General features: G+C 65.0%; 20 protein-coding genes. 10 read left to right on the forward strand and 10 right to left on the reverse strand.

The features are described 5' to 3' along the window. The 7 genes from ACO1P8_RS15660 to ACO1P8_RS15690 all read left to right on the forward strand — a co-directional run. Positions 1-209: hypothetical protein (locus ACO1P8_RS15660; RefSeq protein ID WP_486296813.1), on the forward strand; the 209-nt coding region annotated here is incomplete at its 5' end. Further along, positions 206-1,456: an ABC transporter substrate-binding protein gene (locus tag ACO1P8_RS15665; RefSeq protein ID WP_486296814.1), complete on the forward strand. Its 1,251-nt coding sequence runs from the start codon at positions 206-208 to the stop codon at positions 1,454-1,456. The genes ACO1P8_RS15660 and ACO1P8_RS15665, both read left to right, overlap by 4 nt. 66 nt (positions 1,457-1,522) lie before the next feature. Beyond that, positions 1,523-2,374, forward strand: a complete 852-nt coding sequence (locus ACO1P8_RS15670) for a branched-chain amino acid ABC transporter permease (RefSeq protein ID WP_094842424.1) — start codon at positions 1,523-1,525, stop codon at positions 2,372-2,374. 1 nt (position 2,375) lies between these two features. Continuing rightward, entirely contained in the window at positions 2,376-3,374 is a 999-nt protein-coding gene (locus ACO1P8_RS15675; protein ID WP_486296815.1) for a branched-chain amino acid ABC transporter permease, read from the forward strand. Continuing rightward, positions 3,361-4,083 carry an ABC transporter ATP-binding protein gene (locus ACO1P8_RS15680; protein WP_486296816.1) on the forward strand — a complete coding sequence of 241 codons (723 nt, stop codon included), beginning with the start codon at positions 3,361-3,363 and terminating at the stop codon, positions 4,081-4,083. Before ACO1P8_RS15675 ends, ACO1P8_RS15680 begins: the two co-directional genes overlap by 14 nt. A gap of 4 nt (positions 4,084-4,087) precedes the next feature. Beyond that, positions 4,088-4,795 (forward strand): ABC transporter ATP-binding protein, encoded by a 708-nt coding sequence (locus tag ACO1P8_RS15685; RefSeq protein WP_486296947.1) that lies wholly within the window; start codon positions 4,088-4,090, stop codon positions 4,793-4,795. Positions 4,796-4,961: 166 nt separating this feature from the next. Then, entirely contained in the window at positions 4,962-6,251 is a 1,290-nt protein-coding gene (locus ACO1P8_RS15690; protein ID WP_486296817.1) for a Glu/Leu/Phe/Val family dehydrogenase, read from the forward strand. On the opposite strand, the gene ACO1P8_RS15695 is transcribed toward ACO1P8_RS15690, so the two are convergent. Next, positions 6,242-6,412 (reverse strand): hypothetical protein, encoded by a 171-nt coding sequence (locus ACO1P8_RS15695; protein ID WP_486296818.1) that lies wholly within the window; start codon positions 6,410-6,412, stop codon positions 6,242-6,244. The two genes, ACO1P8_RS15690 and ACO1P8_RS15695, sit on opposite strands and share 10 nt — an antisense overlap. 264 nt (positions 6,413-6,676) lie before the next feature. On the opposite strand from ACO1P8_RS15695, the gene ACO1P8_RS15700 reads away from it, so the two are divergent. Both ACO1P8_RS15700 and ACO1P8_RS15705 read left to right on the forward strand, forming a co-directional pair. Next, complete coding sequence (locus ACO1P8_RS15700) at positions 6,677-7,216, forward strand: cupin domain-containing protein (protein WP_486296819.1); 540 nt, start codon at positions 6,677-6,679, stop codon at positions 7,214-7,216. A 119-nt stretch (positions 7,217-7,335) separates the two neighbouring features. Then, entirely contained in the window at positions 7,336-8,037 is a 702-nt protein-coding gene (locus ACO1P8_RS15705; protein WP_094842418.1) for a TetR/AcrR family transcriptional regulator, read from the forward strand. A 13-nt stretch (positions 8,038-8,050) separates the two neighbouring features. Here the strand turns inward: ACO1P8_RS15705 and ACO1P8_RS15710 are convergent, their stop codons facing one another. Genes ACO1P8_RS15710 through ACO1P8_RS15725 form a run of 4 tightly spaced genes read right to left on the reverse strand, consistent with a single transcriptional unit; the run spans position 8,051 to position 11,546 of the window. Further along, a complete protein-coding gene (locus ACO1P8_RS15710; RefSeq protein WP_486296820.1) occupies positions 8,051-8,875 on the reverse strand; it encodes an aspartate dehydrogenase in 825 nt (274 codons plus the stop codon). Further along, positions 8,868-9,701 carry an ABC transporter permease gene (locus ACO1P8_RS15715; RefSeq protein ID WP_486296821.1) on the reverse strand — a complete coding sequence of 278 codons (834 nt, stop codon included), beginning with the start codon at positions 9,699-9,701 and terminating at the stop codon, positions 8,868-8,870. The genes ACO1P8_RS15710 and ACO1P8_RS15715 overlap by 8 nt, the downstream gene beginning before the upstream one ends. Further along, complete coding sequence (locus tag ACO1P8_RS15720) at positions 9,698-10,555, reverse strand: ABC transporter ATP-binding protein (protein ID WP_486296822.1); 858 nt, start codon at positions 10,553-10,555, stop codon at positions 9,698-9,700. The genes ACO1P8_RS15715 and ACO1P8_RS15720 overlap by 4 nt, the downstream gene beginning before the upstream one ends. Before the next feature lies 1 nt (position 10,556). Then, on the reverse strand, positions 10,557-11,546 hold the full coding sequence (locus ACO1P8_RS15725) for an ABC transporter substrate-binding protein (protein ID WP_486296823.1): 990 nt from the start codon (positions 11,544-11,546) through the stop codon (positions 10,557-10,559). 427 nt (positions 11,547-11,973) lie between these two features. On the opposite strand from ACO1P8_RS15725, the gene ACO1P8_RS15730 reads away from it, so the two are divergent. After that, a complete protein-coding gene (locus ACO1P8_RS15730; protein ID WP_486296824.1) occupies positions 11,974-12,651 on the forward strand; it encodes an SRPBCC family protein in 678 nt (225 codons plus the stop codon). 87 nt (positions 12,652-12,738) lie between these two features. Here the strand turns inward: ACO1P8_RS15730 and ACO1P8_RS15735 are convergent, their stop codons facing one another. The 5 genes from ACO1P8_RS15735 to ACO1P8_RS15755 are packed head-to-tail and all read right to left on the reverse strand — an operon-like array spanning position 12,739 to position 18,535. Next, the gene (locus ACO1P8_RS15735; RefSeq protein WP_486296825.1) at positions 12,739-15,174 is read right to left on the reverse strand and encodes a xanthine dehydrogenase family protein molybdopterin-binding subunit; all 2,436 of its coding nucleotides are present in this window, start codon (positions 15,172-15,174) and stop codon (positions 12,739-12,741) included. After that, positions 15,171-15,668, reverse strand: coding sequence for a (2Fe-2S)-binding protein (locus ACO1P8_RS15740; RefSeq protein ID WP_486296826.1), 498 nt, complete (start codon positions 15,666-15,668; stop codon positions 15,171-15,173). The genes ACO1P8_RS15735 and ACO1P8_RS15740 overlap by 4 nt, the downstream gene beginning before the upstream one ends. Beyond that, on the reverse strand, positions 15,665-16,546 hold the full coding sequence (locus tag ACO1P8_RS15745) for an FAD binding domain-containing protein (RefSeq protein WP_486296827.1): 882 nt from the start codon (positions 16,544-16,546) through the stop codon (positions 15,665-15,667). Before ACO1P8_RS15745 ends, ACO1P8_RS15740 begins: the two co-directional genes overlap by 4 nt. A gap of 31 nt (positions 16,547-16,577) precedes the next feature. Then, positions 16,578-17,573 (reverse strand): type 2 periplasmic-binding domain-containing protein, encoded by a 996-nt coding sequence (locus tag ACO1P8_RS15750; protein ID WP_486296948.1) that lies wholly within the window; start codon positions 17,571-17,573, stop codon positions 16,578-16,580. Then, positions 17,552-18,535 carry an alpha/beta hydrolase gene (locus ACO1P8_RS15755; protein WP_486296828.1) on the reverse strand — a complete coding sequence of 328 codons (984 nt, stop codon included), beginning with the start codon at positions 18,533-18,535 and terminating at the stop codon, positions 17,552-17,554. Before ACO1P8_RS15755 ends, ACO1P8_RS15750 begins: the two co-directional genes overlap by 22 nt.

Here is an 18,535-nt window from a genome sequence, read left to right on the forward strand (position 1 = left end):
CGCAAGCATTCTTGATCGGCCCTGCAGGGCATGCGCGGTCGCGCGCCCTGCGTCCGCCGCCGTCGATGCCGAAGACGGCGCGTATTCCGGTATGGGCGCGGCGTTTTGTCAGGGTTTGTTCGGGCGGTTTCGCGGCGATGCAGCGGATAAGCTTGCTGTCGGCAGTTTCCTTCTTTGAAGTGGTCGTTCCCCAGGAGCCAAGAAAATGAAATTCAAACTCATCGCGGGCGTAGCCGCGTGTCTCGCGCTGACGTTCGGGCAGCCCGCCGCTGCCCAGACCAAGACGGTGCGCATCGGTGCCATCTATCCGCTCAGCGGCGCGCTGGCCTCGACCGGTGCGGAAATCAAGGCCGCCATCGAGCTGGCCGAGGACATCATCAATAATCCGCATCCGGAACTCAAAGGCCTGCCGCTGGCCGAAGGCGCCGGCCTGGCCAAGCTGGGCGGCGCGAAGATCGAAGTCGTGTTCGGCGATTCGCAGGGCAAGCCGGAAGTCGGCCTGGCCGACGCGCAGCGCCTGATCCAGCAGGAAAAAGTGGTCGCACTGACGGGTGCCTATCAATCCGCGGTCACCAAAACGGCCAGCCGCGTCGCCGAGCAGGCCGGCATTCCCTATCTGAACGGCGAATCGAGCAGCCCCGATTTGACGGACCGCGGCTACAAGTGGTTCTTCCGCACCTCGCCGACCGACGATACCTTCATCGAAAACATGATGCAGTTCCTGGACGGCGTGAAGAACCAGCCGACCAAGCGTATCGCGGTGGTATATGAAAACACCGACTTCGGCGTCAACACCTACAAAGCGCTGGAACGGTTCGCCAAACAGTACAAGCGCGAAATCGTCGCCAACATCGCGTATACGGCGGGTTCCGCTTCGGTGACCTCCGAAGTGCAGAAGCTGGCCGCCGCCAAGCCCGATGTGGCGATCTTCGCCAGCTACACCTCGGACGCCATGCTGTTCGTGCGGACGATGCGCGAAGCCAAGTACGCGCCGCCCATCTTCCTGGCCAACGACGCCGGCTTCATCGACTCGCGCTTCGTGCAGGAAGTCGGCTCGCAGGTGCAGGGCGTGCTGACGCGCGACGTCTGGAGCAACGACATCGCCGCCACGGTGCCGACCCTGAAGAAGGTCAACGAACTGTACAAGGCCAAGACGGGCAAGGAGCTGAACGGCAACAACGCGCGCTCGATGCAGGGCGTGCTGGTGCTGGCCGATGCCATCAATCGCGCCGGATCCACGGATCCCGAGGCTATCCGCAAGGCCCTGGCCGCCACCGACCTGGGCGCAGACCAGATCGCCATGCCTTGGTCCGGCGTCAAGTTCGACGACAAGGGCCAGAACAGCAAGGGCGCGGGCCTGATCCTGCAGATGAAGGGACCGGGCTACCAGACGGTGTGGCCGGCCAACTTCAATACCGACAAGTCCCTGCCCGCGCTTCCCTTTACCTGGAAGTAAGCGGCCGGCACGCTGGCGCAACGCAAGAAACGACGGGCCCCCTGGGGCTCGTCGCAGGAGTCCCGCATGTTTGAAGCGCTTTACGCCGGGCTGTTCAATGGCCTGATCTATGCCGCCGTGGCGGTGGGCCTTGCCCTGATCTGGGGCATCACGGACGTCATCAACTTCGCCCATGGCGAGTTCCTGATGCTCGCCATGTATGCCGCCTATTGGTTGTTTACCCTGGGCCACGTCGATCCGACGCTGTCGGCGCCGCTGGTGGCCATTCTGTTGGGTTTCGTCGGTTTCCTGACGTATGCGCTGATCATCAAGCGCTTGCAGAAGGGGCCGCCGATGGCCGTCATCCTGGCTACCTTCGGGTTGGGCCTGGTGCTGCGGCAACTGGCTTTCATCGCCTTCACCCCCGACTATCGCAACCTGCCCGACACCCTGGTGTCCGGCAGCGTGACGCTGGCGGGCGTCTCCATCGGACGCCCGCAGGTCGTGACGGGGCTGGTCGCGCTGGTCGTCGTGATCGCGCTGTTCGTGCTGGTGTATCGCACCCGCTGGGGGCACGCGCTGCAGGCCGTCGCGGAAGACCGCGAGGTGGCCGCGCTGGTCGGCATTTCGCCGGACCGCGTCAACGCCCAGGTCTGGATGCTGGGCAGCGCCGCGGTGGGCCTGGCGGGCGCGCTGCTGACCACGTTCTTCTACGTGTTCCCGTCGGTCGGCGCGGTGTTCGGATTGCTGGCCTTCGTGGCGGTCTGCATGGGCGGTTTCGGCTCGCTGCCGGGCGCCTTCATCGCCGGGATTCTGATCGGCATCATCGAGGCGATGACGGGCTATTTCGCAGCCCCGGCCTTGAAGACGGTGTCGGTCTTCATCCTGTTTATCCTGGTTCTCTGGTACCGGCCGCGCGGCCTGTTCGGGCGGTGGTGATATGACTCCTGTCAAACAATTGGATATGGCCGCGGCCATGCCGGCCAAGGCACGGCCTTCGCGCGCGCCGCTGGTGGGCGCGTTCGTGGCGGCCGCGCTGTTCGCCTCGGCCCCGCTCTTCGTCACCGACCAGTTCACCATCCAGGTGCTGCTGCTGGTGCTGATGTTCGGGGCGCTGGGCGCCGCCTGGAATCTGGTCGGCGGTTTCCTGGGCCGCATCTCCTTCGGCCACGGTGTCTTTGTCGGGGTGGGTGCGTACACGACCATCCTGCTGCTGCATCACCTGAAGGTGACCCCGATGCTGGGTATCCCGGCGGGGGCGCTGGTGTCGGCGGTCCTGGCATGGATCGTCGGCGGGCCGACGCTGCGTCTGTCGGGGCATTATTTCGCCATGGCGACCATCGCGCTGCTGCAGATCGGCCTGCTGCTGATGATCAACTGGGATTGGGCCGGCGGGGCGGTGGGCATCGAAGCGCCGATCGGCGATGCCGCCTGGATGCTGCTGTTCCGCACCAAGACGCCGTACTACCTGATCGCGGTGGCCCTCGCACTGCTGACCTTCCTGCTGACGTATTTCCTGGTGCATTCGCGTACCGGGTTCTACTGGCGGGCGATCAACGGCGACGAGGCCGCCGCGCGCAGCCTGGGCGTGCCGGCGGATCGCTACAAAATGCTGGCCTTCGTGCTGTCGGCGGCCCTGACCGGGGCCTGGGGCGGGTTCTTCGCGATGTACGTCGGATTCATCGATCCGGAATCGACCTTCAGCCTGACGATGTCGGTACAGGTCGTACTGGTGGCCATCCTGGGCGGCGTCGGTACGCTGGTGGGGCCCTGGATAGGCGCGGCGGTACTGCTGCCTTTGTCCGAAGGCACGCGCGTCATGTGGGGCAGCTCCGGCCTGGGCCTGGATCTGCTGGTATTCGGCTTGGCCATATTGCTGGTAACCATGTTCCTGCCCGGCGGCCTGATCACCTTGAGGGGGCGCCGTGGCTCTGCTTGAAGTCAAACAACTGACCAAACGCTTCGGCGGCCTGGTGGCCAACAAGGACATCGACCTGGATGTCGAGGCTGGCGAGATCGTTGCCATCATCGGCCCGAACGGCGCCGGCAAGAGCACCTTGTTCAACGGGCTGGTCGGCCATCATGCGCCCACTTCCGGCAGCGTGACCTTCAACGGGCGGTCCATGCTGGGCTGCAAGCCCGAGCAGGTGGCGGCCATGGGCCTGGTGCGCACGTACCAGATCCCGCGCAACTTCGGCCAGATGACGGTGCTGGAAAACACCATGGTGGGCGCTTTGCTGCGCCATCACAGGCTGAACGACGCCCGCGAGGCGGCGCAGAAAGTGCTGGAACTGGTCGGGCTGGCCGACCGTGCCGACGTGAAAGCGGCCGGCTTGAACGTGGCGGGGCAGAAACGCGTGGAGTTGGCTCGCGCGCTGGCGACGGAGCCGCGCATGATGCTGCTGGACGAAGTCGCGGGCGGCCTGAACCCCACCGAAGCGATTGCGCTGTCGGAGATCCTGAGCCGCATCCACGCCGCGGGCGTCACGCTGGTCATCGTCGAACACGTACTGGAAGTCGTGATGCGGCTGGCGCAACGGGTTTTGGTGCTGAACTTCGGCCAGACCATCGCGGAGGGGCCGCCGCAGGAAATCGTGCGCAATCCCGCTGTCATCGAGGCCTATCTGGGGAGAAAGCACCGTGCCTGAGGCGATGCTGAAAGTCGACAACCTGCATGTGGCCTATGGCGGCGTGCAAGCCGTGCGCGGCATCTCGCTGGAGGTCCGCCCGGGCGAGATCACCGCGCTTCTCGGCGCCAACGGCGCCGGCAAATCGAGCACGCTGGCGGCGATCGTCGGCACCGTGCGTCCGGCGTCGGGAAAGGTGTTTTTCGAGGGCGCGGAAATTACCGGCACGCCTCCGGAGAAGCTGGTCAAGCGGGGCATCGCATTGATCCCGGAAGGTGCCCGCGTATTTGCCCGCCAGCCGGTCGAGCAGAATCTTCGCCTGGGCGCCTACACCGTGGCCAGCGAGGCGGTGTACCGGGAACGCCTGGACCACGTGTACGAAGTCTTTCCGCGTCTGAAGGAAAGGCGGGCACAGCTGGCCGGCACCATGTCGGGCGGCGAGCGGCAGATGCTGGCGATCGGCCGCGCGCTGATGAGCGGCCCCCGGCTGCTTCTGGTGGACGAACCGAGCCTGGGCCTGTCGCCGCTTCTGGTAGAGCAGGTCTTCGATGCGCTGGCCGCGTTGAACAAGCAGGCGGGTCTTTCGGTCCTGCTGGTCGAACAAAACATGAACGCGGCGCTCGATGTCGCGACACGGGCGTATGTCATGCAAAGCGGCGCGATCGCGCTATCGGGGGACGCGGCCGAACTGGCGGCTTCCGACGAGGTGCGGCGCGCATATCTGGGGATGTAGGGGCGGGCGGGGCGCCGGAATACCGGCCCCCCGACGTCCGTTGAATGGGTATCGTCCGTAGGAATCGTTCTGATACGTCCCCTTTATGTTTATTTATTAATTTAACGGGGACGGCGATCTGTGTTGGGTCTACAATGTGCGCGACCACACGTGAGGAGCAGTTCGAATGCAACAAACGCCTACCCATGCCTTGCCGTCGTACCTGAATCCCGAAAATCTCGGCCCTTGGGGTATCTATCTGCAACAGGTCGACCGCGTCACGCCCTATCTCGGGGTGCTGGGCCGCTGGGTCGAAACCCTGAAGCGCCCCAAGCGGGCCTTGATCGTCGATGTGCCGATCGAGCTGGATAACGGCCGTATCGCGCATTTCGAGGGCTACCGTGTCCAGCACAACACGTCGCGCGGACCGGGCAAGGGCGGGGTGCGTTTCCACCAGGACGTGACGCTGTCGGAAGTCATGGCCCTCGCGGCCTGGATGTCCATCAAAAATGCCGCGGTCAACCTGCCTTATGGCGGCGCCAAGGGCGGCGTCCGCGTCGACCCGCGCGGACTGTCCCAGGCGGAACTCGAACGCATCACGCGGCGCTATACCAGCGAGATCGGCGTCATCATCGGGCCGTCCAAGGACATTCCGGCGCCCGATGTGAACACCAACGCCCAGATCATGGCCTGGATGATGGATACCTACTCCATGAACGAGGGCTCCACGGCCACCGGGGTCGTTACCGGCAAGCCGGTATCCCTGGGCGGCAGCCTGGGACGCGTCGAGGCCACCGGACGCGGCGTGTTCGTCGTGGGCTGCGAGGCGGCGCGCGACCTGGGCTTCGATGTGAATGGCGCGCGCGTCATCATCCAGGGCTTCGGCAACGTGGGCGGTACCGCGGCACGACTGTTCCATGGCGTGGGTGCGAAAATCATCGCGGTGCAGGACCATACCGGCACGATCTACAACGAGTTCGGCCTGGATGTGCCGGAACTGCTGGTGCACGTCTCGCAGAACGGCGGCGTCGGCGGGTACGAAAAGGCGCAGTCGCTCGATCCGGCGGAATTCTGGAAGCTGGAAACCGAATTCCTGATCCCCGCGGCGCTCGAAGGGCAGATCAACGCGGCGAATGCCGCGGGAATCCGCGCCAAGGTGGTGGTGGAGGGCGCCAACGGCCCGACCACGCCGGATGCCGACGACATCCTTTTCGACAAGGGTATCCTGGTCGTGCCGGACGTCGTGGCCAACGCCGGCGGCGTGACGGTCAGCTACTTCGAGTGGGTGCAGGATTTCTCCAGCTTCTTCTGGACCGAAGAAGAAATCAATCACCGCCTCGAGCGCATCATGCGCGATGCCTATGCCGCCGTGTCGCAGGTATCGCGCGAGCACAAGGTGACGCTGCGTACCGCGGCCTTCATCGTGGCGTGCACCCGCATCCTGCAGGCCCGCCAGGTGCGCGGCCTTTATCCCTGACGCGAACTTGGCGCGGCGCCCGCGCCATAAGCGCTGCGCCGGCGTTCGGGTTCGCCGTCCTTGGCGGCGCGTGCGCATTGCCGGCCGCCGCCGATCCCGCTGACCATCGTTTCCCTTTCCTGGCCCGCCACGCCCAGCGTGTTCGCGGGCCAGGGTCCCATGGGCACCTCGCCGGCCTGCGCCTCGCTGTCCGTGCGCCTGGACGATGCGGCCTGGATTCTGTTTTTCCTGTCTAACTGGTCTATGTTTTTCGGGAGGTCGGAAGCGATGTCGCTTTTTTCCTAGGGGATTTCCCGTAACGGCGCGACGTTTTCCGCAAGCCCCGCTTCGAAAATTGACTATTTAGTCAATTTTTATTAATCTGGACGACATGCTGGTGCCGCTCCCGGGCGGCGACCGGAACCCCTCACCATGGAGTCCATGTAATGGCTATCGCCCGTCATCCGCGGCCCCCCGAATTGGCCAACGCCACTCTGGAAGAAATCGAACAAAAGTACGTCGCGCGATTCTCCAACCGCGTGCCCGATTGGGACGCGTTCGAGGACGCCAGGATCGAAGGTTTCAAGCGCGCCCAACATCGCTTCATCGGCGCGGGCGGCTCGGGCAAGGTCGGGGACACCACCGTCATCCCGGCGCGCGGCTTTACGCTAAGCATCATGTTCGTCAACCCGGGGCAGGGCAACGCGGCCCATACCCACGAGGTGGAGGAAGTGTTCTTCGTGCTCCAGGGCTTCCTGGACGTTTTCATCCAGGACGAAGGCGGCGCTCCGCGCTGGACGCGTCTCGGCCCCTGGGAGTGCATCGCGTGCCCCCCGGGGGTCATCCATGGCTACGAAAACCGCAGCCTCGAGCCAGTCTATTTCCAGGTCATGCTGGGACGTGGCCGGCCCGAGACCATGGGATATGCCGACGAGGATCTGTACAAGCGCCGTTCGGCGCACCTGGATTCCACGCATCTTTCGTAACGTGCCTTGGCTGTGCCTAATCTCGTCTAGAATGGCGGCAGGGCGATGCTCCGGCATCGCCGCCTTCCTTCCGGCCGCATGTCGCCGGGCCCTCAAGCACGATCAAGAAAAGCGTCGACATGACTTCCCATGAAGCCCAGACCGAGGCACGCCCGCCGCGCGATAAAGCGCGGCCGGTGGTCCGCCGCGAAAGCTCCCGCAAGACGCGAGAGACGATTATCCAGGCAGCCTTGGCGGAGTTTTCGAGCAAGGGCTATGACGGCGGGCGGGTCGACGAGATCGCGCTGCGTGCCGGCATCAACAAGAACGTGCTGTATCACCACTTCGGGAACAAGGACGATCTGTTCACCGCGGTACTGGAATACACCTATGACGCGATCCGTTCGCGCCAGAAGGACCTGCAGATCCGCGGCATGGACCCGGTCGACGGCATGCGGCGGCTGGTGGTGTTCACGGGGCAGGTCTGGGTGCGGTTCCCTGAATTTCAGCGCATCCTGTCCAGCGAGAACCTCAACCAGGGCAAGCATATCGTCACGTCGGCGGCGATACGGGAAATGTACAACCCTTTGCTGGAGACCATCCGCAGCCTGCTGCAGCGCGGCCAGGAGGAAGGGTTGTTCCGCGAGAACATCGATGCGGTGGACCTGTACATATCGATCACCTCGTTGACGGCGCATTACGTCAGCAACCGCTACACCTTTGAGGCGATCTTCGGCCAGCGCCTGATGACCGCGCAACGCATCAAGCAGCGCCTGGATCACGCCGCCGAGATGGTGCTGCGCTACCTGCGGGCGGACAATGCGCCGTCCCCGGCGCATTGAAGAAAACCGGGCATCAGATGACGATGCCCGCCACGCGGTTGCGTACCGCGCGCACGATGGATAGCGCCGCCAGCATCGATGTCCTGGGATTGTCCGGCAGCGTCGCGCCGGCGGTCCGTACGTCGAGTTCGCCAAATTCGCCGCGTGCCACGATCCTGTGGTTGTTGCGCATGGCCTGCGGGTCGGCGACGAGCGTTACGCGCGTGCGGTCCAGGCCGATGCCGGCCAGCCCGACCATGGCCGCCACATTGGCATTCTTGGGGTAGAGCGCCGCGGCTTCGCGCGCGCTGCCCTCGAAGAAGGGCGTGGCGACGCTCAATGCATCCAGGTCCAGCGCGTTTTCCGCGGGCGTGCCGCGCCATCCGGCCGGAGATTTGCGGCCCGTGTACTCCACCGACTGCAGCCCTTGCTGTCGCGCCGCGGCCAGCGCGTCGATGCCGGCGACGGCGCCGGGGACCAGCGTCAATTGGGCGCCGCCGCGCAGGGCGGCTGCTTCGAGGGATTCCGCCAGGCCCTCCTGGCTGAGGGCGCCGACGGAGGCGATGATGACGTCCACGCCGCGCGCCAGCAATCGGGGTACTGTCTGCACGACTGCCTCGTGTCCGGCGCACTCCAGCACGAAGTCCACCGGTTCTCCCATGCCGTCGATGTCGGCGGCCACCGCGGCCCTGCCGTCCAGCCTGGCCCGGGTGGCCTCCACGTGTCCGGAGGGGACGATGACATGGGTAATGCGCACCTGATCGTCGCCTTCGAGCGCGCGATGGACGTGCCCGCCCATCGCGCCGTAGCCGATCAGGGCAACGCGTTGCGGCTCGCGCGGAACGCCGCGCTCAGCCACGATCCTGCTCCAGCTTGCGCCAACGCGAGAAGCGGCGCTCGACGAACTGGACCAGTTCGGTCAGGGCCACGCCGAGCACGCCGATCACGATGATGGGTACGAACAGCTTGGCGGTAGCGAAGAGATTGGCGTAGTAGACGATCATGCCGCCCAGGCCCGTTTGCGCCGTCAGGAATTCGGCCACGATGATGCCGATGATGGCCTGTCCGACGGTCAGCCGGATTCCCGTCATGATGAAGGGTACCGCCGAGGGGAGCAGTATCTTGAAGAAGATCTGCTGGCGCGTGGCGCCATAGGCCTTGCCTACCTCGAGTATGGACCCGCGGACGTCACGGATGCCGGCGTAGGTGTTGATGATGACGGGGAAAATCGCATTGGACACCAGGATCACGATTTTGCCGGTCGTGTCCAGGCCTGCCCATAGCATGATGAGCGGCACCAGCGCGATACGGGGTATCGCGTAGAAGGCGTTGACGAAGGGGTCGATGATGTATTCGAACAGGCGCGACTGCGCCATGGCGATGCCCAGCACCACGCCCGCGATGACGCTGATGACCATGCCGATGACGAACGGGTACAGCGTCGCCATCAAGGCCCTGCCCAATTCGCCGTTGTTCGTCAGTTCGACAGCGGCCGCGAAGATGCGGCTGGGCGGAGCGAGGAATAGCGGGTCGATGCGGCGGGCGAAGTACTCCCACAACAGCAGGAAAACCGCAACGGAAAGGGTGCGGACGATATTCGGATGCGCGACCCACCATTTGGGCCCGGCCGGCCGGCCGTCGGCCGCGGCGCGCGTCTTGGAAGCGGTAGCGGTGGAACTCATCATTGCGGGCTCTCCATCAGCATGCGGCGCAATTCGTGGCGTGCCTCGCCATAGGCGCGGTGCTCGCGGGGGTCGCCGCCGAGCCGTTCGTCTTTCAAAGGGGATTCCACGATGGCTTTCAGGCGCCCAGGGCTGGGCGTAAAAACGAAAATACGGTCCGACAGCACCAGGGCTTCGTCGATACTGTGCGTGACGAACAGCACGGTCGTGCCGATATTCGCCCAGATTTTCAGGAAGTCTTCCTGCAGCTTTTCGCGCGTTTGCGCGTCCAGTGCGCCGAAAGGTTCGTCCATGAAAAGAACTTTCGGACTGCGCATCAGCGCGCGCGCGATCGCGACGCGCTGTTGCATGCCGCCGGACAATTCATGCGGGTAGTGCGAGGCATACTTGGTCAATCCGACCAGCCGCAGCAGTTCCATGCCGCGATCGTGGCGTTCCTTGGCCGGGACCCCGTCAAGCTCCAGCGGAAAGCCCACGTTCGCGATGACGCTGCGCCACGGCAGCAGGCCGAAGTGCTGGAACACCATACAGGCATCCTTGCGGGGGCCGTTTACGGGTTGGCCTCCGATAGAGATGGAACCCTCGGCCCATTGGGTCAGTCCCGCGGCGATGCGCAGCAAGGTCGTCTTGCCGCACCCGCTGGGGCCCAGCAGGGAAATGAATTCGCCGCGCGCGATCGTGGCATCCACCTTCTCCAGCGCGACGATGCGGCGGGGCGCGCCACCGTTGTCCGTGTCGCGCGCGAAGTAATGCTTGCTCAGGCCGCGGATGTCCACCATCGGCGCCTCCGCGCCGCTCATGGCGCTCGATACGGCCGTCGCGGCATCATCGGCCCTTAGCACCGACAGGCTTCCCATCTTACTTTCCTCCAAGTTCTTTCAGCGCGACGTCGATAAAGCGGTAGTCGAAGATCTGGCCGGGATCGACATTTGTCTTCAGCATGCCGGTGCTCTTGAAAATATCCAGCGTGGCGCCGACTTGTTCCTTGGAGATGCCGCCGTTCACGCCCCACACCTTGTTGCGGTTCAGCTCCTGGACCACGTCGGTAGCCAGGCCTTTGTCCAGGTCGGGATAGCGTTCGAGCAGGATCTGCACCGCTTCGTCGGGGTGATCCATGATGTACCGCGACGCCTTGATGCCGGCGGTCGTCAATTGCTGCAGCTTCGGCTTGAGCTGGGGATCATCGATGCGATCGTTGCGGACGAGGTTATAGACGTACCCGATCTGCGGGTATGCGGATGCCATGCTGACCAGGATCTTCACCTTGCCGGTCTTTACGCCGGTCACGGCGCTCAGGGTGTTGACCATGCCGGCCGACGCCCGGCCGGCCAGCAGGGCTTGCACAATGTTCGCGTGTCCGCCGGATACCGCGATGAACCGTACCTTCGAGGCATCGACACCATTCTTGCGGAACAGCAGCTTGCTGAATTCCTCCGGCGGTCCGCCCGGGCCGGTGCCGGCGAAGATCTTGCCTTCGATATCCTTCATGCCGCCGATGTCGCTGGCGACGATCAGTTCGTAGTCGTTGATGCCTTGCCAGGTGCCGATGGCCTTGAACTTCGCGCCTTCGCCCGCGGCGGCGAAGGCGTTGAACGCACCGACGATGGCCACATCGCCCGTGCCCGCGAGCAGGGCGCGCACGGCATTGGAATCGCCGCTGACCTGGATGGCTTCGGCATTCAGCCAGCCTTTCTTCTGTGCCACCAGATAGGGCAGGGCGAGCGTGGCGGACGATGTCGGGAAGACGAGTTTGAGTTTTTCGGCAGCCGCGGCGGTAGCCCCGGACGCCACGCTCGCGCAGAGTGCCGCGCACAGAATGGCGCGCTGCAGGAAGGTTGCGGTTTTCATAAGCCCCTCGTGATATCGATTGAAGTCTTGTCGCCAAGCCGATGCGGCGGTATCAAAATTATTGACTACATGGTTAATTAGCACAAGAAAAAAGGAAGGGGCGGGATGCAGTGTTTACCCTGATTCTCGACTGCTTTTACGGCGTTTCGAAAAGGGGGGTGAGGGCATCCTTCCAGTGTCGAAAGCAAATGTGCAGGAGCGATAAAGTTGTTCAAATACGAATGTTTACAGCGAATTCTGCTGTCCGGGATCCAGGATGTCGGCGGTGCCGCGGGCGCGAGGATGGGAACCGCCGCACCATCCCGGCGCGGCATGCACCCGCGCGACGACGGCAGGCACCAAGGCTGGGATAGCTTGCAAGTTTATTGACTATATGGTCAAGATAACCTAGAGTGGCCGATTTCTACGATCCCCCGGAGACGCGGCAATGGAGATAACCGGCGAACAGTGCATTCCTGCCTCGCAGGATGCGGTTTGGGCTGCACTGAACGATCCCACGGTATTGAAGGCTTGCATCCCGGGTTGCGATTCGATCGAAAGGCAGTCCGACAATGAGTACCGTATCAGTATGCTTGCCGCGGTCGGCCCGGTGAAGGCCCGTTTCCATGGCCGGCTGGCCATTCGCGATGCCGATCCGCCGCGAGGCTACTCCCTGGCCTTCGAAGGTTCGGGTGGTGCCGCCGGCTTCGGCAAAGGCGGCGCTACCGTCACCTTGGCCCCGGACGACGACGGCACCCGGCTGGCCTACGTCGCCAATGCGGAAGTGACCGGCAAGCTCGCCCAGGTGGGGTCGCGGCTGATGGATGGTGTGGCGAAAAAAATGGCGGCGGAATTCTTTCAGCGCTTCAAGGCGAGCTTCGCGTCGCCCGGCCAGCCCGCGCCGGCGGATGGAGATCCCGTATCGGCCACGGCGGTGGCGACCGCGCCAAAGCCTCTGCCCGGCAGGGTAGCCGCCACGCAGGGCGCCCATTCCGTGCCGCACGACGAACGGGAATTGGCGCGGGGCCGGGACATTGTTGCGGAATTGCGGGTATGGCAAGCGATCGCGGTGGTCGCCATCGCATCGGCCTGCCTGGCCATCGGCTACATCATCGGAACGCATTGATCCCTATCGCCGGCCCGAACTGCCGGCCTGGAACACCGGATCGGCCTGCCGGCGGCGCGCTGGCTGGCCGATCCCCTATGGGCCGCCTCAGGCGGCCTGCACCATTTGGCGAACCAGCTGTACCGGATCCACGGGGATGGCACTTACGTGCACATTGAAGTCCGACAGCGCGTCGTCGATGGCCGAGGCGATGGTGGCGGTGACCGGTATCGTGCCCACTTCGCCGACTCCCTTCACACCCAGCGGATTGGCGGCCGTGGGGCTTTGCGTGAAGAGCAGTTCGAGATGCGGGATTTCCGTGGAGGTGGGCAGCAGATAGTCGGCGAAGGTCGTTGTCAGCGGCTGCGCGTTCTGGTCGTAGCGCATGTATTCGAATAGCGCGTTGCCGATCCCGTGGACGATGCCGCCGTGTATCTGGCCCTCGACGATCAGCGGATTGATGAGCCGGCCGCAATCCTGCAAGGCGACGTAGCGCAGGATGGCGACGTTGCCCGTATCGACGTCGACCTCCACCTCGCAGGCATGGCAGGCATTGGCGTAGGTCATTGCATCCGGCTCCCAGCACACCGTGGCCTCCAGCCCCGCGCCGGCGCCGGGCGGAAGGTCGTAGCCGGGAATCCCTCGCAGGGTGCGCGCGATCTGTGCCAGCGTGATGGCGTTTTCCGGGCTTTTGCGCACCCGCACGACGCCGTCGCGGACCTCCAGGGCGTCTTCCTCGACCTTCAGCACGTGCGCGGCGACCTTGCGCGCCTTCGCTTCGACCTGGCGTGCGGCCAGCAGCATGGAAGAGCCGCCGGTAACGGTCTGGCGGCTGGCGAAACCGCCGATACCCATGGAAATGGACGATGTGTCGCCGGAAACCACCTGTACGTCGTTGACCTGCACGCCCAGCACGTCGGCGACGATCTGGGCCATGGCGGTGCGCATGCCCTGGCCCATGGCCATGGCGCCGGTCGCGGCGCTGATATGGCCCGTGGCGGATATCCTGACCGACGCGGATTCGAATGGGCCACGGCCGGTTCCCTTCACCGCATTGGCAAGGCCGATGCCGATGTGGCGTCCTCGCGCGCGCGCCTGCGCCTTGCGCTGCGCGAAACCGGCGTAGTCGATCGCGCGCAGGACGGTTTCCTGGCTTTGCAGATAGTCGCCGGTATCCAGGGTGATGGGCTTGCCCGAACGTTGCTTCAGTGGCTTGACGTAGGGAAGCTTATCGACCGTCACCAGGTTGCGGCGCCGCACCTCGGCCCGATCCAGCCCCATTCCCCGCGCGATGCGGTCGAGCAGCCGTTCCATCACAAAGGCGCCTTCGGGATAACCGGCGCCGCGTACCGGAATGGTGTAGATCTTGTTGGTCTGCGCGACGACGGCATCGATGCTGAAGGCCGGCACGACATAGGGGCCCGTGACGCCGGTTACCGCGTTGTAGGGGCAATTGATGCCCTGGGGGGTATACGCCCCCTGGTCGTGGATCATGCGGCCGCGGATGCCCAGTACCCGGGCCTGCGCGTCGACGGCGATTTCGACATCCCAGAATTGATCCCGCTCCTGGATGGAAGAGAGAAAGTGTTCCACGCGGTCTTCGATCCATTTGATCGGCTGGCGCAAATGGAACGCCGCGGCCGCTATCGCGATTTCCTCGGGATAGATAAGGAATTTGGCGCCGAAGCCGCCGCCGACGTCGGGCGCGATCACGCGGATGCGCGTCTCGGGCAGGCCCAGCAGTTCGGCCAGCGTGAACTGCAGCTCATGCGCCATCTGCGTGGAGGACCATACGGTCAGCGTATCGCGCAATTCGTCGTATTCGGCCACCACGCCACGCCCTTCCATCGGGTGGGCGCCGCCGCGATGCTGGTGCAATGAGTCCTTGAAGATATGCGCGGCCTGTGCGAAGGCCTGCTCGCACTCGCCGTAGGCGACCGTAAAGCGGGTAAGCGCGTTGTCCGGGAAGTCGGTGCGCACGCGCGGGGCCTGCGGTTCGAGCGCCTGCCGGCAGTCGGAAACGGCGGGCAGGGGGGCATAGTCGACCTGTACATCGGCGGCGCCGTCCTCCGCGGCATAGCGGCTGGTGGCGATGACCATCGCCACCGCCTCGCCCACGAAGCAGACTTCCTGGGGCGTCAGGACGAAGGGTGTGATGCCGGCCGGCAGGGCGGTGGTAGGAAAACCCAGCGGCATGCGCAGATTCGTCAGGTAGCGCGACATATCGGCTGCGGTCAGGACGGCGACCACGCCCTCCCTTTGCAGGGCCGCGGCCGTATCGATGCCCAGGATGGTCGCATGCGCGTGTGGGCTGCGCACGAAGGCGGCATGCAGGCCTCCCGGTACCTCCACATCGCCGACGTACTTGCCTTTGCCGCGCAGCAGCGGCCCGTCTTCGATGCGTTCGATCCGGCGGCCGATCATGCTTGCGTCACGCGTGGCCGGAGGGGCGGACGGGGACGCAGGCGTATCCTTGGCATCCTTCGCGGCTTGGGTTCCGCCGGCACCGCCGGATTGCTGCTCGAAGCGATACATCGGGTTCATGCTGCCTTACCTCGTTGGCGGCGCAGGGCTTCCATGGCCGCCGCGACAATGTTCTGGTATCCCGTGCAGCGGCACAAATGGCCCGACAGCGCATCGCGGACCGCCGCCTCGTCGGCGTCCGGCTGGTCGCGCAGCAGTTCCGTCAGCGTCATGAGGATGCCCGGTGTGCAGAAGCCGCATTGCAGGCCGTGCAGGTCCTGGAAGGCCTGCTGCAGGGTATTGAGGCGGCCTTGCTGTTCCAGAGCCTCGACCGTCTGTACGTCGTGGCGTTCCGCCTGCCGTGCGAGCATCAGGCAGCTGCGCGCGCTATGTCCGTCCAGCAGAACCGTACAGGCACCGCAGACGCCGTGCTCGCAGCCCAGGTGGGTGCCCGTCAGGCCCAGTTCGCTGCGCAGGCAGTCCGCCAGGGTCGTGCGCGACTCGACGATGGCGCGCCTTTCGGCTCCGTTGACGTGCAGCACGATGGCGTGCAGCGCATTCTTGTCTTGGTTCATTGCATGCTCCCACGCGGTCCGGCGGCGCCCGCCAGGGCTTGTTCCATGGCCCGGTGCAGCAGGCGGCCGGCCAGACGCTGGCGATACCATGCGGGGTAGGCAGGATCCTCCAGGGCCTCGCATTGGCACGCCTGCTCGGCGGCGGCGCGCAATGCCTCGGGTGCGCCGTTGCCGTCGACCAGGAGCCGTTCGGCGTCGGCCAGGCGCACCGGCGTCGGGCATACGCCACCCAGCGCGAGAGCGGCGCGCGCCAGCTTGCCCGACGTGTCCCGTTCCACCAGCGCGGAAGCCGACGCAACCGCGAAGTCGCCATGGCGCCGGGCGTATTCGACGAAGTGCCAGCCATGTCCGGGCACCCAGGGGCGCATCCGGATCTCCGTCAGGAGTTCGTCGGCGGCCAGGCAGGTCGACATCAGGCCCGAGCCGAACGCGGCGGCGGGTACCTCGCGGCGGCCACGCGGGCCGTGCACGACCATACTGGCACCCAGCAGCACGCACATGGTGGGGAGCTCCGCCGATGGATCCATATGGCATACGCTGCCGCCGATGGTGCCGCGATTGCGGGTCTGCCGGTGGCCGACATTCAGGATGGCCGCGCGCAGGATAGGCAGGCGATCGGCGATCAGCGCGGAAAACTCCAGATCCCGCTGGCGGGTCATGGCGCCGATGGCGATCTCGCCGTCCTCTTCGCGGATATAGCTCAGGCCCTCCACGCCATTGAGGTCGATGACGTCGTCCGGCATCGCCAGGCGCAGGTTGAGCATCGGCATGAGCGACTGTCCGCCCGCGATGACGCGGGCGTTCGGTGCCCCGGCGAGCAGGCGCAAGGCCTCTTCCAGCGTGCCGGGCAAATGCAGATTGAATGGCGCGGGCTTCACTTCGGTCCCCGGGATGGCATGTGCGGCGCGGCTAGATCTTGGTAAGGTCGAGCGACGATTCGGCGAATAGTTCCTCCGGTGCGACCTTGCGCGCCGACAGGCCCTGCTCGTGATGGTAGCGGGTAAAGGTTTCGAGTACGTGCTTGTTGGCCTCGTAGCCATAGCTCCAATAATCGTCGCCCATCAGCTTGCGGGCATCCTCGAATTCGGCGACGCCCCATGGCAGGCTGTTGAACAGATGGCCGATCTGTCCCAGCTCGTACATCGCGAACTCCTTGGCCTTGATGAAGGCCTTGAAGATGCTTACCGGCAGCCAGGGATGCTGGTCGACGAGCGCCTTGCGGATGCCGATGACGTGCATGGTGGGGAAAATACCGGTGCGGCGGAAGTAGTCCGCCTCGGTTTCGCGATAGTTGGGGAACAGCCGGTCGACATGGGGTGCGCCGCGCAGGAAACAGGAAGGCGCGCGCGCGCTGATCAGGCCATCCAGTTCCCCGGATTCCAGCATGCCCGACAGCGTCTTGTCGTCCGGTATCTGCTGCAGGTCGATATCGGCGGGAAGCTTGATCGGCGCGCGTTCGCCGCGCCCCGCGTCCTCCAGGCCGCCGCGCCGCCAGTGCACCGAGGCCGGCCGCAGGCCGAAATCGTCCTGCAGGATCCCGCGTATCCACACATTCGCCGTGATCTGGTATTCCGGCAGGCCGATCTTCTTGCCCGCCAGGTCCGCGCCGCTGCGAATGCCGCGGTCGGTGCGGACATACACGCCGGAATGGCGAAACAGCCGCGAGACGAAGGCGGGGATGGCCACGTACTCGTTCTGTCCGCGCGAGGTCATCATGGTGTGGCTGCTCAGGGACATTTCGGTAATGTCGAACTCCTGAAAGCGGAAAGCCCGATGGAAGGCCTCCTCGGGCTCGACCGCCACGCCGATGATGTCGCAGCCCTCGACGGGCGCGCGCCCGTCCAGCACCGCGCGCGTGCGATCGTAGTCGCACACTCCCAGACTCAACTGCAATTTGGCCACGATGGATCTCCAGATTCAGAGCGGATGGTTGAAGGCTGCGCGCCCTGGGGCACTGCCCGGCGTGCGCAGTCGTGAATGAATTCCATGATTTCCCTGCCCAGCCAGTCCTCGGCCGTATTGAAGTGGGCGATGATGGACGTATGGTTGTGGCCGCGGGCATAGGCCAGGCGCGGGGCCCGGCGCCACGCCGCAGCGAGCCGGTTGGCCAGTTCCAGGCAATACAGGTCGATCAGCGGGTTTTCGTACTCCGCGAAGGCCACCATCGTCGGCGGGCTCTGCGCATCCACGTGCGTCACGGGCGATACGTCGTCGTAGCGCGCCGGGTCGGCGCCGTAATAGGCCTCGACCTTGCGGGCATTCGGATTTTCGGCGATGTTTTCGGCGCGAACCCGCCCGCTGACGACGATCAGGCCGGCCAGGCCGGGCCCGTCGTCAGGCTGGTGACGTTTGTCGTAGGCGTACGAGGCCGCATGCGCGGCACCCGCGGAATGCCCCATCAGGAATATCCGCGTCGGGTCGCCGCCGTAGCGGGCGATATGCTCGCGTACCCATGCCACGGCGGCCGCGACATCCTGGGTACCGCTGGGGTAGATATGCGTGGGTGCCAGCCGGTATTCCATGTTGACGCCGACGCATCCCTGGCGCGCGAAGTAGTACAGCACATTGGCGTAGATTTCCGGACTCCGGTCCCGATGTCCGTCGACAAAGGCGCCGCCATGCACGAACAGGACCACCGGACGGCGCCCGTCGCGCCCCGGTGTGTAGACGTCCAGGCGCTGGCGTTCGTCGTCGCCGTAAGGCAGGTCGCGGGCCGCTTCTATATCGATCTTGGGCGCCTGTGCCAGGATGGGCGTATACGCGTCGACCATGCGACGCACATTGTTGGCGACATCGCGGCCCCAGGTGGGACCGATGTCGGCCAATAGCTGGCGCAGGGATGCGGGGATCTCGGGCGGCGTTTCCAT

The organism is Bordetella sp., from assembly GCF_057362025.1.